The sequence below is a fragment of the Treponema bryantii genome, from assembly GCF_036492245.1.
GTDB classification, from domain to species: Bacteria; Spirochaetota; Spirochaetia; order Treponematales; family Treponemataceae; genus Treponema_D; species Treponema_D bryantii_C.
The window spans coordinates 1,025,663-1,045,146 of sequence record NZ_AP025286.1 but is presented as its reverse complement, the minus strand read 5'-3'; the positions used below and the strand labels follow the sequence as shown (position 1 = coordinate 1,045,146).

At 35.8% G+C, this 19,484-nt stretch carries 3 protein-coding genes; 1 reads left to right on the top strand and 2 read right to left on the bottom strand.

The annotated features are described in order from the left end of the window. Window positions 1–31: 31 nt before the first annotated feature. A complete protein-coding gene (locus tag AABJ44_RS04815; RefSeq protein ID WP_338370799.1) occupies window positions 32–2,800 on the top strand; it encodes a CHASE2 domain-containing protein in 2,769 nt (922 codons plus the stop codon). Between the two features lie 74 nt (window positions 2,801–2,874). On the opposite strand, the gene AABJ44_RS04810 is transcribed toward AABJ44_RS04815, so the two are convergent. Both AABJ44_RS04810 and AABJ44_RS04805 read right to left on the bottom strand, forming a co-directional pair. After that, a complete protein-coding gene (locus AABJ44_RS04810; protein ID WP_338370797.1) occupies window positions 2,875–15,870 on the bottom strand; it encodes an Ig-like domain-containing domain in 12,996 nt (4,331 codons plus the stop codon). After that, window positions 15,867–19,472 (bottom strand): DUF481 domain-containing protein, encoded by a 3,606-nt coding sequence (locus AABJ44_RS04805; RefSeq protein WP_338370795.1) that lies wholly within the window; start codon window positions 19,470–19,472, stop codon window positions 15,867–15,869. Before AABJ44_RS04805 ends, AABJ44_RS04810 begins: the two co-directional genes overlap by 4 nt. Window positions 19,473–19,484 lie beyond the last annotated feature (12 nt).

The following is a 19,484-nucleotide window of genomic DNA, read 5'->3' as shown; positions in this document are numbered from 1 at the left end:
AGCACAGGATTTTTTTTTAAGAGAGAGACACATGAAAAAGTATACTTACCTCCTTATTCCATTTATTTCTGTTATTATCTGTTCCCTTTTAATTTTTACAAGTCTGGATAATCAAATTGCCGATCTTTTTCAGAGAACCTTGCCAAAGCTCAAGGAATCTGATTCTGTTGTAATGGTTAATATTGACGATTCCTCTGTAAACGAAATTGGAACCTGGCCTTTTTCCCGTGAAATTTATGCTGATGCGCTCGTAGTTCTCAAAGAACTGGGATCAGAAGCTGCTATATTCGATTTAAGTTTTCTTGATAAATCTCAGGCAAAAGTTAATCAGGAATATGTAGAAAGCGAGCTTCCTCACTATGTTGATGAAGATTTTTCTGAGCTTTCACAAAATATCACATGGCTTTTAACTGAAGCTGAAGGCGATACTATTCAGGAAGATGTTTCCAGTGTAATGGAAACTGTTCAAAACCGAATTAAAACCGCCATTCAGTATTCTGTACGCAATGCAGATGATAGTCTTGCCAATGACTTAAATTTTTTTGAAAACTCTTATCTTACCCTCACCTTTGGTAATGACTTCCCTGCCCTTGATGAAACTACAGAGCAGTATCTTACAGATAATCTTTCACTCAAAAATATCAGTGTAGATAAAAGTGCAAAGGTTCCTTCCTATTCAAGAGTTGAACCTGCTATCAGTGATTTTCTTTTCAATTCAAAAAAGGCAGGTTTTGTAAACGCAGATGCCGATAAGGATGGATACCTCAGACGCCTTTACCTCATTATGGAATATAATGGAAAGTATTATCCACAGCTGCTTTTTGCACCAATTTTGAATTATCTTGGAAATCCTGAAATTGAAGTAAAACGCAATAAAATTATTCTTAAAGACTGTCATTTTGCAGATGGCACAAGAGATCTTAAAATCCCGCTTGCTCAGGACGGAACCGTACTAATCAAATATCCGAAAAATGTAAGCTATTATGATTATAACGATACTCCGTTATGGAAAGTCTACAGAATCCGTCTTCTTGAAAAAGCAATGGCAGAAAGTCTACAGGCTCTTAAAGAAAATGGATTTTTCACTTACTGGGAAGATGATCTTCCATACGAATATTATGACGCCGCAACCGGTTATATTCATGACGCTCTTGTTTCTGATGATGAGGCTGATGTAACTTATGATGATTATTTTGCCTACAAAGAAGCCTTTTATGAAGCTACCAGAAACTTTTTATATGGAGACACAGAAAAAAAACTTCTTAATTCTGTAGCTGGAGATGATGAAACTGCAGCATGGATTTCTGAAAATATGAATACTGCACGAGAAATTTTTGATGATTTAGTAAATTCTCGTGAAGCACTTAAGAATATAGTAAAAAATTCTTTCTGTATTTTTGGAACCTGTGCTACAAGTACAACAGACTTCGGTCTTACTCAGTATGAAGAAAAATATCCTAACCCTGGTGTTCATTACGCAATTGCAAATCAATTACTTTCAGAAGATTTTGTAACAGATTCTCCCTGGTGGATTTCGGTTATTATTGCAATTCTTTTGTGCTTTGGATACGGATTCAGCTCTGTCAAAATTAAAAGTACAGGAAAGCAGCTTGTTGTTGGAGGCTTAATTGAAGGTACAGCTATTATTCTGCTGCTCCTTTTCTTTATAATAACTAAAATCTATATTGGTACTGCTATTCCAACAATATCTCTTGCAATCACCTTTATTGCTATTACAATTTTGAATTTTATCAGCACTTCTAAAGATAAGAAATTCATTACTGGTGCTTTCAGTCAGTGTCTTTCAAAAGAAGTTGTTGATGAAATTGTTGCAAATCCTTCTTCTTTCAAACTTGGTGGTGAGCGTGTTGAAATGACGGCCATGTTTACTGATATCCAGAAATTCTCTGGTTTTAGTGAACTTCTTAATGCTGCTCAGCTTGTAGCTCTTTTGAACTTCTACCTTACAAAAATGTCTAACCTTATAATGGAAGAACGAGGTACTGTAGATAAGTATGAAGGAGACGCTATCATTGCTCTGGTTGGTGCACCTGTTAAGATGGAAGATCATGCAGCGAGAGCCTGTGCTGCTGCAATCAGAATGAAAAAAGCTGAAGTTGAAATGAATAAATACATCATTGAAATTGCAGCTGGTTCTAAATCTGATGATATGGAACAGGATCTTTATGATGCCTTTAAGATTATGGTTCAAAACAAGAGAACTCTTTTCACACGCATTGGATTGAACTCTGGTGAGATGATTGCCGGTTATATGGGTTCTGAAAACAAAAAGAATTATACCATGATGGGTAATAACGTAAACCTTGCAAGCCGTCTTGAAGGAGTTAATAAGCAGTATCATACAGGTGGTATTCTGATTAGTGAAGCAACCAGAACAGATCTTTCTGATTCATTCCTTGTAAGAAGTCTTGACCGTGTTCAGGTTGTAAATGTAAAAACCCCTATCCGTCTTTATGAACTGATTGGTTTTAAGTCAGAAGCAACTGATACAAAACTTACATATCTTGAAGAGTGGGAAAAGGCAATGCATAAGTTTGAAGCAGGAGACTATTCTACTGCCCTTTCTGCATTCAAGGCTCTTTATTCACAAGACAGCGAAGACAAAGTTGCCGCTTATTATGTTGAGCTTATAGAAAAGTTCTTTGCAAAAGGAAAAGTTCCAACAGAAGCCGATGATTTTGGTGTTGCATACAATACTGAAAACCCATCAGATATGAATCCGGAATGGGTTGGCACAAAGTACGAAATCAAAGGTACATTCAGATTATTGCAGAAATAAAAAAAATCCTCCGGTATAACCGGAGGATTCCAAAAGACTCTTAACAATTCCCTCTATTCAGAGGGAATCTCTTTTTAGTTCTTACGACCCTTCTTATAATACCAGAAACCACCAAAGCTGGCGAGGATTGCAAGCATAATCACAATTGCCGAACTCTTTGATGAAGACTTTCCTGTATCAGCAGACTGTTCAGCTGGTTCTATTTCAGCAGCAGCAGTTGCTACAGGTTTGATTGCACTAATCGATTCTGTTTCTTCTACAGTCTGTGTAATTATACTGTCAGCGTTTTCAAGGATGTCTGGTTCCTTTGAAACTGTCACATCATCTGTAAGTGTAGCTTCTGGAATATTCAAAGCCTTGTCAGAAACAATCTGAGGCTGTGTTACAACCTGATCAAAACTATCAGCTGCCTTCTTTGAAGCTTTCTTCGAAGTCTTCTTTGCTTTCTTAGCGGCTTTCTTTGCTTCTTTTACAGACTTTTCTGTAACATCATTATTTACAGCAAGTTCTGATTCTGTAGCTCTGTAACGTCTGATATTATTATCAGAGTATGTATTCTGGTCATTATTACTAATCTTAGCAGCAAGATCTTTTATCAATCCCAGTACAGAACGACCACTCACATTTGGATTTGCAGCGTTGGAATCAACAACTGGGAATATAGCTTTTTCAACCTCCCCATGATTTGTTATAACTTTTACTGTAACAGTTTTAGCAATTGTAGTTCCACCTGCTGCCTGTAAACCATAATTACCACCATAATTGTCCTGTACTGAAGCGATATTTCCATCAATATCTATTTTTGTTATAGTAAGTCCTTCAGATAAAGTAACCGTAAATCCAACATATGAAAGATTTTCTGACCAGTTTTCCGGATTTGTAGGAGTTATAGTAACATCAGAATCTTTGATTTCTCTCTGAGGAATTGTCAATACATTAAATTGTATAGACTCATTATTGTTGAATTTAACTGATACAGTTTGTGGACCATCCCAGAGTTTTCTCATACCGCTTATAACTACTACAGTCTTATTAACAGTACCATTTTCTTCCTTGAATGCAGCTTCTGCATTATAAGCTGATACAGCTGTGATGTTATTAACTGTAGCACCATTCTTAAGAGTTACCTGTAATTCATAACTTGTTGAATCATTCCATGTCGCTGATGCTATTTCAATGTCATCAGCAGTCAGTTCTTTAGCCGGAATTGTAAATACTTCTTTAGTTATAGTTTCGTTTATCTTAAGATAAACTTTCTGAGCACTCCAGTTTTGACCTGGAACATTCTTAATGGTAACTGTAGATGCACCAGTAGTCCATTCAGCAGTTACTCCTTCTGCAGCATTTTCTCCTGTTCCTATTTCAATACTTGAAACATTGTCTATTCCAGCTCCACCTGTAAATGTAATTGGAAGAACATATTCTGTTGTTTCTGATACCCATACTTTCTTAGTATCTTCTGCAGTGTTTATAGAAATGTTTGCTTCACCAAGAGCTATAGCCGGAACTGTAAATACTTCCTTAGTTATTGTTCCATTTATCTTAAGGTATACTTTCTGATCACTCCAGATCTGTGCAGGAATATTCTTAATCGTAACTGTAGTTTCTCCACTACTCCATTCAGCAGTTACTCCTTCTGCAGCATTATCTCCTGTTCCAATTTCAATACTTGTTACGTTTTCTATTCCTGCTCCACCTGTGAATGTGATTGGTAATGTATACTCAGTTGTTCCAGATTCCCATGTCTTTTTAGTATCTGCATCTGTATTTATTGAAATATTTCCTTCATCAAGTGCTTTTGCCTGAATTGTAAATACTTCCTTAGTTATTGTTCCATTTATCTTAAGGTATACTTTCTGATCACTCCAGATTTGTGCAGGAACATTCTTAATAGTAACTGTAGCTGCACCACTAGTCCATTCAACAGATACTCCTTCTGCAGCATTTTCTCCAGTTCCAATTTCAATACTTGAAACATTGTCTATTCCTGCTCCACCTGTAAATGCAATTGGAAGAACGTATTCTGTTGTTCCAGAGATCCATGATTTTGCATTTTCTCCTGTGTTTATAGAAATATTTCCTTCACCAAGAGGTTTTGCTGGAACAAACTTCTTTACACTACCCTTTAATTCATCATTATTATTGAGGATAATTGTAACATCTTTTGCGTTCCAACCTTTGACAATCAGACTCTTATCAATAGAAACTTTAATACCAGATATATTTAACCAGCCTTGTTCACCATCAAGTGTTGGTTGAATTGGTTTATCAGTATCATTCCCCTTATTGTAGTCATTAAAGGTAACTGTCGAAGCAACTTCTTCACCACCAACCTTAGCTTTTACAGATTTTATAACACTTCCACTTGGAATCGATACATCAAATGTAAACTTTTCTGCTGTTTCTGACCAGCCTTCTGCAGGTGCAGTAACACTTACACTTGTTAAACAGTCGTTTACAATCCACCATGTGTAATCACCATGATCAGGATTTCCAACTATATATTCAGAAACATTTCCAATTTCATCCTTAAGATAGAATTGAATACTGCTATGAATTGTTGCAACATTTGGTAATTCGAAACTATAACAATCTGTATTGCTAAAATCGTTATTCTTCCACTTTATACTTGCTGTATCAAGATTCTTCCAGCCTGAATCAATATCTGTTGCCCCACCGGTTACAATTGTTTTGTACTTTATTCCATTATATTTTTCAGTAATTTTTGTTTGTGGAATATAGATAATCATATCTTTGGAATAATAATTTGTTTTATAATTCCAGCCTGAATCATAATTATCATAGGCAATTTCAATTGAACCATTTTTTCTGTATCCCTTTATACCATTATTAGCAGAACGAACATATGCAGAGTCAATCATAGGCGCTGCATCATCAATCTTCCAACCATATTTTTTGGTTGTGTCATTATCATCCGATTTATACATCAACCAGTAGTCTGAGCTTGTTTCACCGCAAAGTTTGAAATAAATATTGCTGCCATCAAAATCATCATTGTTCTTGAAACAACCAGATGATGGAGTTTTCTCGGAATCCTGATCTTCATCATATTTTAACTTAAAAGCGACATAACAATAATAGCGGTCTTTATCTGCTGTAGTACCACCAACCTTATCGTCATTTGCAGGGTTGGAATCAGTATTTAATGCAGAGGTATAAATCTTGAAGAACTCTTCTCCTGTATCACTAACACCTCGCTTTTTTCGATCATTTTTACCGGTTCCCCAAATATCCCATAATTCTATTGAAGATGGGGTTTCAAGATATTCATCACCAGCTATATCGAACAATGAACAGCGAACAATCAAATATCCACCATCAAAATATCGGATACCAGGCTTTCCATATTGATTTCCACTTGTACTTCCAGGAACAGTCAGAAATTTCGCAAATGTAAGGTGATCATCATGCATCTGTTGTAAGACATCAGTTTTAATAAGATCTGAATGTTCAGGATCCTCAATTAATCTAATATCTTTTGCTTTATGTGGATTTTCATAACTATAAATAATTTTAAGAGCCGGACTCACATTTCCAACAATATCAACTGCATAATACTTTATTGTAAATGGACTATAATCGTCATCTTCTCCTGTAGGTAAGATTTCTGTAAATTCATGTTCAAGTGTTTTCAAACTGTAGATACCTGCTGTAGTACTTGGAGTAAGAGTATTACCATTTTCATCTTTATCATTTAATCTGAGATAACCAATAATCTTATTATTTGAGGTTGGGAAAGTTATCGTAAGTCTTTTACGAATCTCATCACCTTCACCTTTTATAAGAACAGTTCCTGCTGAAATTTGTTCCGTATATACATGTGTATCCAAATCTGTAGTACTCTTCGAACTGAGATTAGTGTCTGAGTAACCCATACCATAAGTTGTAATTTGTTTTACGATATTTGCTCGTTTACCATCTTTCTTAATTTCTCCAACTTCAATAAATGGAGCACTTGGAAGCGGTTCGTTAACTGTATCATCACCATAAAAGTTGAGTTTTGAAATTATAACTTTTGGATCTGTTCCGGTGGCTGCATTTGGATTAGTATATGCAAATCCTGGATATACATCTGAACCACTAGTAACATTTCCAAGAGCATCCTTAAAGTAGATAGTTTCAATATCACCACTTGCGATTTGAATTTCTGCATTGGCAGGATCCTCGATTAATGTCCAGGAATCTTCTGTTCCTGTCAAACTATACCATATTTTCTTCAAATCCCCAGCATAAGTTCCGCTTTCAGGAACACTTCCAATTCCAGAATCAACTACAGCAAAATTGAGCTTAAGTTTACCTGTATTATCAGCTGTATAATAGTAAGTACTTCCAATTTTACCAATAGAACCCTTTCTAAGAGTAACTACTGGATTTGGAGTTGTAGTTGCAAAAGTTGGAGCTGCTTTATCAAGATACAACTTAAAATACTGGCAGTTAGAGTTACCTGAAATATCTGTAGCAAGAATCTGATAGTAGGTTCCTTCGGCTGTATATGTAAGTTTATCGTAACCGCTGCTATCTGAAGTACCCATTGCACGGATTACAGTAGTTGATTCAGTTTCACCTTCTCCAAGCCACCATGATGTGTTATTTGATTTCCATGAAGTTACAGTTACCCACTTACTTGTATCAGAATCCCATCGATTAATCTTAATATCATCAAGATACTCATTTTCTGTTTTGATTTCTGAATCAAAATTAATCTGGAATTTAACAGCATTTTCTTTAGTGATATAAATTTCTTGAACTTCACCTGTTTTGAAATGGCTTATATCATCATAATACTTATTAATTTCCTCATTGTCAGAATTCTTTTCTTTATGTTCGTAGAATCTTACTCCTCCAAATGATGTATAAACACCTTGTATTCCTAGACCATTTTCGACATCGGCAAATTTACCCTGACCTGAAGAATCAAGTTTAGTTACAAAGGCAACACTGGCAATCTTAGGAGGTTTATTATCGAAATCATAATTCAAAGAATGTTCTTGTACGTTACCAACATTATCATATACATAATAAGTATCAGATGTCAGACCATGATATCTATTATAAGGAATACTAAGATATGATTTTCCACCTATCTTTTCAGCAATACCTGTTCCATCATCGCTGAAAGAATAGCCCTTTATACCAGAACCCGTTTCTGCAAAATACTCTTCCGGAATATAAACATCTATATTTTCTTCATTTATTGCCTTTTCTCCAGCACCGGCAATCTTTAACAGAGGGGTACTAGCAGTTTTCTTAATATAATACTGACCTGTTTCCAATTTCTCTGCTGTCGAAGTTGTATAAGATGGAGCTACAGAGTCATTTATAAATTTTACGCCAGAGGCTCCCATCCTGTAATGAGAAATGTTTCCTGTCCAGTCCATTACATGGAGCCAGAGTTCAGTTCCTGTTGATGTACTAAGTTTTCCGTAAGGGAATACTGTATTTACTTTAGTACCAGAATATTTTCCTGAATAATCTGTGCTGCCATAATAATATGCATTCTCCGGCTTATATGAACTTGAGCCATAGGTAAATGAACCATTTGCTATATCTTTTGCTAGACCACCAGAATTTGTTACTGGCCCCCAACCTACATACCAATATACATTCGAACCAGTATACCAACTTGAAGAATCTGTAAAACTTGTAGAAAAATTTACATTGTTAGAAGTAGACCAGGCAAATGCACGAACACCAGTATTTTCAGAAACAACCAGATCAACAAAGTTATTATATATTGAATAAGTTTCATGACCATCTGCTTTATGAGTTGTTCCATTACCAGCAGTTGAATTAAGAGTTGCTCCATTCTGCAAACTTGTATGTGTTTTTGATGCATGAACATAAACATTGCCATCACTATCCACATAAGGCACAAATCCGTTGTTACTTGCAACAAGCTCAGCAATATTATCTGCTGTTATTTCGTTTGGATTTAAGCCATGTCCCCGGGTTGTTACTACTGGAGCTTCATTATCATAAAGCCAACGGTCAAACATTCCGCTTGTTTCTGTTGTAAGTTGATTTCCGGTTGCATTACTGTTTACAATCTTTGCAATTTCATAGTTTCCTACACGGTCTTCAAAAATATACCAGATGTAGTAAGGTTTAGGTTCCCCGTTTGTTTCATTTATAGTCCAGCCAAGGGCTGTATAATCAGGCCTTGGATAGTCGAGGAGGATTGTTGTACCTGTAACCTTATATCTTATATCTTCTTCAGTAGAATCATCTCTTAGAGAAGTATCGTTACTTGACTTTACACCAACCCATGCTGTTCTAAAACCACCAGAAGAATTTTTTACATTTACTCCAGCCGAAATAATTTCATCATAAGTTGGTTTTGAAGAATTCTGTGTACAATAAAGCAAAGCACGACATGTATAATCAGATTTACTTGAATCAGAACTTAAAGGCTCAGGATCTGTTACTTTTCCTAAATCTGTATTAAACAGAATATCTTCTGGATAGTCACGCTTATATGAGCGAGTATCATAATTCAAGGTAAGTCCAATCTTAAATTGCTGAGCTGTATTCGAATAATCTATATTTGGATTATAATAAGTTGCATATTTTACATAGTCTTTTATAAATCCACGTTTTGTACCTTCACCACCCTGGTCACCATTACCAGTGTTATGATTCCAGGTAAAACCAGTTGAACCTGAACTTAAAGGCCAAGCTACACTTGGACTAGAAGTAACATAAGTCATATAAGGATTCTGCATGATTATTGGAGTAGCAACCATACCATTTGTTGTTTCTGCATAACCAAGTTTTTCATCTACTACAAAGCTTATGGCAACTTCTTGTCCATATGAGCTGGAATCTGTATCACTATCTGTATATACACCACAAACAACATACTGCATGTTACCACAACCATCACGCAGGAATACTGAAATTGGAGCCGTACTATGGGTGTTTGGAATTTCAATTATAAGGTTATTATTTGAGTCTACATAGCTGGAAATTGAGGTACTATTACATGAAAAAGTATCTGTGTAAGTTGTTCCTGAGCTATATGAATGCCAGTAAGAAACATCGGTTTCATATATATACCATGAATTTGAAGTAGGACAATCTCCATATTCGAAATAATCTTTACCTAAATAAGAAGTATTTGAGCCTAAATGTGCCTGTCCACTAGGGAAAGTAGTTCCTTTTGGAACAACTGGAGAATATTTGTATTTACCGCTTGTACTATTACCATCTGCACTAGTAGGCCAAGAACCATAGAATGTACTGATTGCATACATTTCAATTGGAGAAGAACTTATTGTTGAAGAAAGGTCAGAATAAGAGGTTGTTGTACTTGCTTCTGAACCATCAATTTTTGTGATTGGTGTTGCTGAAGTATATGTTCCACCAAGATTTAATTGAATCTTATATTTGTTACTAGTTTTCTTTGTTACATATTTTTTAGTTCGTATGCTATAAGCAGAACTAGAACATGCCCAGAATCTACGGAATTCATTACTATTTGCTACTGTAATGGCTGAATTTGTATAAGCCTTTGCACTGTTATCCGGCATCTGCAAAAGAACACGATTATTAAGGCTGTCTGCATTGCTGCCACTGCCCCATTCTTTTACAGGTTTTGTTGTATCCTGTACAACAGCAAAATGGAATATTTCGCTACAGTTACCGGCCTCATCGACAATTACTGCAGAGTATTTTCCAGTTGTAAAACCAAACCAGAGAGCTTCAGAATCATCTGTAGCTGTAGGTCGTGAACCACGCTTATCAGAACTGAGGTTTGTTCCACTTGTAAGAAGAGCTGATTTTGTTTTTGAGAAATTAGAATCTAAAGAATAATAAAGGAATGTTTTTGGTGTAGTATCATCTTTTCTTGTGAAATAACCGCCCAGTTTTGTTGTATCTTTTGCACGGATTCCAAGAACAGCACCATGAGTAAAGTTTGTATTTAACGATGATGATGAACTTGAAACCTGTCCGTTATACTGATAGAAACCAGTATTGTAAGTTGTTGCAGTATAGAATGTTGGAACATTTGTTTCTGTACCATAATTAATCAAGACACCAGTTCCATTTTCATCGTTTGCATGTGGGTAAACATTTATAGTTGGTACATAATATGAAGGTACACCACTATAAGAACTTGAAGAGTAATTTGCTGTAAATATTTTCTCTAATTCTGGAGGAGTATTATCGAACCAGATTTTGTCACTTGCAGCTGAATTATATCTTCCTATAAGGTCATAAGCAGTGAGTAAAACTTCTCTTTCAGTTCCAGAAGTTACAGATTGAATTCCATTTGTAAGCTCAACATTTGTAATCTTAACCTTTACAGCCTGGCGTACTACATAGTTTTCTGCATTTGTACCAGTTGTCTTAAGAGTAAGTGTCATTTTGTCTTCTGACAATACAAATGGAATTGCAGAACCATTACACAAAACAGCTTCATTTCCATCAATTGTTGTCATTGATATAACTGAATTATCTGTAAATCTTGCACCACTAATTCTAAACTCATGATAACCTGAACCAGTTTTTTCTGAACCGTCAAGTTTGAATTCCATATCTACAATTGTCTCATTTGTGTAGTTTTCTGAAGCGGCAATTGTTGGTATAGAGGCATCTTTTGAATATGCACGGTCTATAAGTTTAAAATCTGTTGGAGTTGCAGGCATGCGGCTGTCAGAATAAATATAGCTTTCATAGGTATCTATATCTCCTGTTTCGTGCATTGCAACGTCCTGAACTTTTACTGTAATTTTGTTTTTAGAAACTGTGGTTTCAGTATCTTTAATATCAATACCTACATTCTTAACCATAACCTTGAACTTCAGGTTATCTCCATTTGCATTCAGAGCATCTATAGAATTATCAATTGTAATAGTTTTATTCTGTGAATTTACTGTATATGATTTTGCAGCAGTTCCTGCAGGAGGCTCTTTCAAGTCATAAACAGGATTTCCATATTCATCAACAGCCCATAGCTGTGTACGGTTATTATCAAGAACTGCATTTTCACCGAAAGTAATAACCTTAATACCAGAGCCCTGTTCTTCGATTGTAATCAAAACTGGAATAGAATCAGCAGCCTTATCTGTACCACCTACATCTGCATACTTAAGCCAGTTGTTTCCACAGCCAGCTATATCTTCTGCCAATATTTGAGAACCACCATTTACGATAAGTTCTTTTGCATTAATCACGCCTGGAATTATAAGCTTATCATTTAATTCAGGAGGGATACTATCAATTGCAATTGACTTAGAACAATTAATCGTATTTTCTGCCGCATCGAGTAAGTCAACGTCAATTACATAAGTTCCCTGTATATTTGTATTTGTGAGTTTAAGGTTTTCAAATTTAAAGCTTCCTGAAGTCTTTGGAGTTGTTAAAACAATGAATTGTTTGTTTGAATCAATTGAATAATCTGTACCTTTAATCAGTTCTACATCATTATAATATAGTTTGAAGTCAGAACCAGAATCAAAAGGATTTTCAAATATATCTGTTGTATTGTTTAGAAGATGAATTGAAAATTTAATAAGTTTTACACCGGAAGTTGCTTCTGTAAAGTTGATTTTAAGTTTCTGTGTATCTACTACCCAGTCACCTTCGCACTCAAGTGTAACACCTGTATCTGCTTCTACCCAATTTATACCATCATTATCATTAATCTTTGGTTTTGTAACATCATAAATAATTGTATTAGAGTTTTTGTTTTCAGATTTCAGACCAACAAAGTCTGTGATACCTGCTGTTATAACCTGAGCCCCTTCTGTATCTGAAACAATCTGAACATTTGTAAATTTTATTACATTTGCACTAGTAAATACCTTATCGAAATTAACTGATTTTTTATCTGCAGAGAAATCATAACCATTTGTAAGTTCTATTCCATCTACAAAAATCTTTGTTGCGGCTGTAAATACTGCATTGTCTGAAAGGTAAATTGTCTTTATACCACTACCCTTTGAAAGTTCTTCGGCTGTAAGTGTAAGAGTAAGAACGACATCCTTTTTATCTGTAAAATGATCTTTATCATAAGCCTTGCTGATCATGTTTGCAGTTGTATTGGCCGTATCTTCTACTTTGAGAGCTGCAATTACAGGAGCTGTATTATCAGCAAAAATAAGAGTACCGGTTGTTTCATCAGGATAGTAAACAGTAAACTGCGAATTGCTGCCGCTTGTACCAGCAACAATATTTGAACCACTGTTATTTACAAAATCATCAACATGCAAATGAAGCTTATTACCTGTATCATCATTTATCTTTTTCAGTTCTACATTCTCAAGAGTTATCACGATTGGTGTTACAGGAGAACCTTTAAGAGCTGCTGTATAATTATCAAGCAGTCTGATTGTATTATTTGAAGTATCAAGAGAATAATCTTTTCCAGCAACAAGATAATTATTGTCTCTCTTAAGTTTGGTATCTGTTGTAAAGCCGATATCATCTGCTACCTTAATATATTCAAGGCCTGAGCCAGATTCATTGATTTCAACATTTAAAGAAACCTTTGTGAGTTTTTTGTTTTCATCATAATAATCTTTTGGCATCCACCAGGTTTTAGCTGCTGTCGCATCACCATAAACTGTACGTGACTGTGCATTAAGAACCTTTACCTTATTAACGACTGGAGCTGTTGTATCTCGGGAAATAAGTGTTTTTGCAGAAGTTGTTGTTTTATTCATTGCAGAGTCAAACAGATCTACAGTTACTGTATAATCACCATCATCCTCACCAAGGGTAAGTCCGTAAATGAATAAGGTTCCTGTTGTAATCTTTGAAGCATCGGTTACATTAAATGCTTTAAGATTATTTGTTGAAGCCTGATCATCTGAAGCAATTTTAATTTCACGAATACCAGTTGAAGAAGGAGTTGGATTTTCAATTGTTGAATCTGCATACACAACTTTAAACTTTTGTGAATCAAGAGGAACTGCAACTTCTGTGTTATCTTTCTTTACATGTATTTCAAGACGGCGGATACCACTTCCGTTATCATCTTCATTTAATTCTTCAAATGCAACTTTAAGAATCTGGCTGATTACTGCGTCTTTAGAACTGTGAAGAGCTTTATTTCCGTTTGCATCTACAAAGTCACCATAATTATCAAGAAGTTTAACAGTTGGCTTAGTATTATCATACATGATTGAGTCGAGAACTACAGGCTCAGAAATATTGCCCATATCATCTTTTAAGTAAAGTGTAATATCTACCGGACCATCCTGTGCTGCTTTTGCATTCTTAAGAGAATATAAAAGACTTTCACCAGAAGTTTCACTGTGAATACGAACCCAATCTTTTGATGAAACATCTGGAGTACTGCTGTTCTTTCCTACAATAAATGACCAGAAAAGATTATTATCTAATGAACGAAGTTTCTGATTACCGCTATCAACAATCTTATCCTGTGCAGTATCAAACAGCTGCATTGTTCCTAAAGTTTCACTGTTGTACCAGCCATAAGGAGCTGCTTCAGATTTTGATTTTACAAGCTTATTCTTTCTTACTAAATCAGAATTGATTGGAGTACTATCTTTTACAACAAAGATTGATTTGTAACCGTTATCGTGTTTTGTATAATATGCGGCACCAGCTTCTTTATCTCCTCCGCTGTTTCCTGTCATATCAATACCCCAGACATCAATTTTAATAAGACCATCTGGCAGTCCACTTATATCATAAGTATAAATAGTTCCTCCAGAATACTTAGTGCCATTTTTATCTAACGGTACAATTTCTGTGAAAAGATTATTTATTTCTGCATTTGCACTTATTGTTCCCGGAATGTAAATATTATTTTTCTTTGGAATAGTTGTTTCAAGATCATCACGATTTGCAGTTACCGGATTTCCTTTTTCATCTGTATTTTCAATATAAAGAGAAGCACTAATTGCAATGTAGTTTACGTTATCTTCGCTTAAGTCTTTTGCAGGGTTAATATCTGTGTTTCCAGATGCAATAATATCATTTGCCTTTACATAAATATTTAATTTATCTTTTACACGCTGAGCAAGCAAAGCATCTGTATATTCTGTGCTATTGATATCTTTTGGAGCATTTTTTGCTGCTGTTGTTGCTTTACCGTCAATTTCTCCATCATGGAAAGAAACAAAACCTGTACAAATATCTCCCGGTCCACCCACAAGTACTTCGATAATTGGAGCAAGTGTATCTGTATTTGTTCCTGTCTGGAAACTGAAGGTATAGTTACCGTTCATTGAAAAACCGTAGCGGTCACAAAGTCCTTCATAAAGGATGACTGTAATTCGCTGACGGTTATCAAGTAAGTTCTTGATTAATTTATTGCCATCTTCGTCTTCTTCTTCCTTAAGTTTTAAGGTGAGCATTTTTCCAGAATCACTTAATTTGTGACTAAAGAAATCTGTAATATCTTTTGCTTCAATTTCTTCATCGTCATTAAGGGTTGCTGAACTTGTGGTAATTGAATAGTTCAAGTTTCCTTCTGAATCATAAATTGTAGATTCATCAAGAGGCTTTGAGAAAAGAATTCGGATAGATGTATTTTTTACAACGTTATAGTCCGCATTGGCTGGAACTGACTGAACATAGGTAGGTCTATTTGTTACAATCGGAATAATAAAAACATCAGTTCTTGAAGATAATACTTTTACTTCAGTTGAAGGACTTTTATCATTTGAAAATTTAACAACTGAAGCTGGAAGTTCTTTATCCTTAAAATTTGTGTTGTAATCATCTTCATTTATGAAAATAAGATTGGAATGCTGTTTAGTGGTTGCAAAATCTTCTGTTGAGAAAGCAGCCCATTTTATAAAGCCGTAGTCATCACTTGTAATTGCCGAAATTTTTGAAGCAACATCTACCTTCATTCGTGTATTTCCAGAAGGTTCTGTAGATCCCATTTTTGCATTTGCATAACGAATATAAACATTGATTTCTGCAGCGTTTGCATCGTGAACTTCTGATTCTATCTCTGACATGAAGTTATCATTTGACATCCAGCTGTCACAGGCTGTCACTGATAATGCTGTAATAAAGAGAAGTCCTGTAAATAAAAATACTGATAAGAGTTTGTTTAAGTTTCTCATTTTTCTTTCCTTTTTTTTGCTATAAATAAAGCTGCAATAGCGGCGGCAATTCCTGCTGTTGCGGCAATAACTGGGATTTTTGATTTATTATTCGGTTCATCAACCGTTGTTTCCGTTACTACTGGTACTGCTACGGCAGTTTCTTCTGATGTTGCAATTTCAGCCTCTGGAATAACTTCAGGTACTGGAATCTGTTCAACAGAAGTGATGGTAGTGTTTGTAACTGTCTCTGCAGTGTTTTCAGATATAGATTCAGTAATAGTTTCTGATACTGTCTGTGCTACAGTTTCTGACAAAACCTGAGGTAGTGTTTCAGGAACAGAATCCGAAACTGTCTCGGTAATTTTTTCTGAAACTTTCTCCGTTATATTCTCAAGCCTAAACTTAGTGATTGCTTCAACCTTTGCAGCTTCTTTTTCTGAAAGGAAGCTTGTAAACGGATTTACTTCAAGAACTGTATTCTGAGTAATTTCTGTGTCTTTTTTATCTTCAACTTTTTCTCCAGGATTTACGGCAAAATCATATTCGTCTTTATAAAGGAATGCCTTTTCATTCTGGTAAACGCCCATTTCTTCTTCGAATGATTTCATTCCTGGAATTGACTCTACTTCGTAGGCTTCTTTTGGAGCCCATTCTTCTGATGGCTGTGTTGTAAATCTTGGAACGGCGCGTAATGGGACGTCGGTGATTAAAGAAGTAACAGAAGCTTCAACAGGCTCTGCAACTATAATCTCAGAATCGATAACAGGTTCTTCAACTTCTGCTATGGCTGTAGTTTCAGGCTGTGGTACGAGAGTTTCTTCTTCTGCTGTTTGTTCGATGCTTTCTTCAGTATTTTCCGCAAGTTCTACAGGGGCAGATTCTTCTGTAATTATAGACTGTGCAGCAATTTCAGCAGGCTTTGCATTTTCTGTTGCCTCAGCAAGTTCTAATGTCTCAACAAGTTCTTTTGGCTCGGTAATTTCTGTCTGTACTGAAATTTCAGTTTGTTCTGCTAATTCAAAAGATTCTGTTGGCACTACAACTTCTGACTTCTCAGCAACCTCAACTTCCGCAGGCTCAACAAACTCAGTCTTTTCAAGCTGAACAGGTTGTTCAAGTTTTTCTTCTGCGAGTGCTACAAGGTCATCTATTGTAAGGAAACTGAATTCAAGCTCAGAAGCAATTCCAACGTATGTCTCATTTACAGCTTCTTCTGCAACGGTATCTTCGACAACTTCAGTTACAATCTTATCTGCTGTATCTTCAGAATTTTCTCCATTAGCATCGTCATCACCATCACCACCTGTAAGAGGTTCTTCTTCTTTTTCTAATTTTTCACTTTTCTCTTCGGTAGCTGCTGGTACTACTACCGCAACCTGTTTATTGATTTCCAAGTCTGGTGATTTCTGCTCTGAAGCCGGAGTTTTTAATATTACATCTGTAGTCTGAACTGCAACCTGATTCTGAACATTCTGAACACCAGGAACAGTTTTTTCATTTTCAAGACTGTTTATCCAGATTGTATTTTCAAGTCTGTCTGCAAGCGAGAAACTTCTTCCCGTTGTTTCTTCGAATGCACCCAGATACGAATACTTTTTAGCAAGGTCATGGTTAGTATTATATACCTGCTCATAATAGGTATCACATGAAGTATAATCTCCAAGTTCATATGAACAGCGTGCCAGACCAAGAGTTGCTAAAATCACAGAGTCATCTTTTGAAAGAACTTCGTTATACCAGTTTTGAGCTCTTTCATAATCTTTTATAGAAAAATAAAGATTTGCAGTATTTAAATATGCAGGAAGATATTTTTTCTCGCGGGCTACACGGAACTGTTGCTCTGCAAGTTCAAAAAGTCCATAACGTGCATACAGAACACCTAAATCATTATAGTTTTGTGCTGAAGGAGCTGCTGCAATTCTATTTTCATAATATGCAATTCTTGGAGCAATCTGCTCCATAACAAATTGATCAACAGAATGAGAAAAAAGCTTTGCCACATACTGTTCTTCCGGCAAAGTAAAGCGTGCAGTTGCACCAGGAACATTTACAGGTCTATAGATTTTCCAGGAATCTTCCATCTTGTAGAGCATTGCACTGCCCTTTCTATTGGCAACATTCCATTCCCAGGCACCCTTATGCCAGGCTTGATTAAACCCTTCATCAGTAAGTGTAATTTCCAGAGGAACCCAGACATTGTCTCCATCAACAATAAATTCATCAAGATTAATGAAATACTCTTTAGCCTGCTCTACTGTAAAGCCGGAATCAAAAGCCATAAAAATATGACCAGGAACTGTAATAAACGCAGTTTTAATTCCTATAGATTCAAAAAGTGAACAGACCAGAATTGAAAGGTCATCACAGTCTCCACCACGATACATAAGTGTCTGATATGGGAACTGAAGGAAGTCAATTGAAGCTGTTCCGACATTGTCTTCAAATGCTGAAGTCGGATCTTTTACGTAGTTTATACCGAACTGATCAAGAGCTTCAAAAATACCCATTGCATACTGAATGTTTGTAGGTAAGCCGTTACGTACATTATCTCTGATAGTAGAAACAACATACTTGGCAAACCACATAGCAGCAGGGTCTTTAGAAGATACAAAAGCAGAAGCACAGCGGTCATCTTCCCATGACATATTGTTTCGTCCGTAAACAGGAACTATCAATGGGAATGTAGCAGATCTCTTTGAACCAAGATATTTATATTCAACAGTAATGGTTGTAAGAGAATCATTTTTCTCATTGAGGTTGAGCATCTGCTCGTTGAAAAAAGCTTTAAGATCAACCGTAAGAGTCTCGCCCCTGTAAAGGATTTTAGTTCCACCACAATTCTTTGGCTGCCCCATATACTCAGGGTGATAGAATGAAACCTGAACATCTGTTATAGCAGCATCTTCATGATTGCTGATTTCAATAGTGCCGAATGGATTGTCGTTATACCATGAATAGAAAACCGGGAAGACAGGTTTTAAATTTGCAGAATCAAAACTAACATTTGCTTTATTAGAAAAAGCTTTAGTAAGATTTATAGAAAGAGCAGGATTTACATCTGCACTTGTAATAAACTTACCATCTTTATAAGCCAGATGTTCAACAGCTCCACCAGCAGAAACTGCAAAAACCGGATTGATTTTATAAGAGAAGGCAATGGAACCAGTAACGCTAAGTCCGTTTACAGTTGATTTTGAACCAGAAGAGCCCTGTCCGTTATCGTATGTAGAGTTGTAATATCCGACACCGGCATTTATATCCATACCGATTCGGTCAGTTATCGGTAAATGATATCCGACACCAACCTTACCACCGATTACAGAAATATCACCAATATCCTCTTTTGTATTAAAACGATACTGCTTATAATCACCTTCTGCAAAAACATTAAAGAACTCAACAGGCCTGTATGTAAGTGCAACTCCACCACCAAAGCCGGTTGCAAGACTTTCATCAAATTTTATGATAGGGAAAGAGATGTGTGGGAATACACTCAAGATGAATTCTCCACCCTCAGGAACCACAGGCGCAGTACAGAGAATAGCAGCAGCCGAACCTATCACTGCCTTTTTAGAAAATCGTTTTACCTTTCTTATTTTTTTAGATTGTTTTCCCGACACTTTTTAAACTCT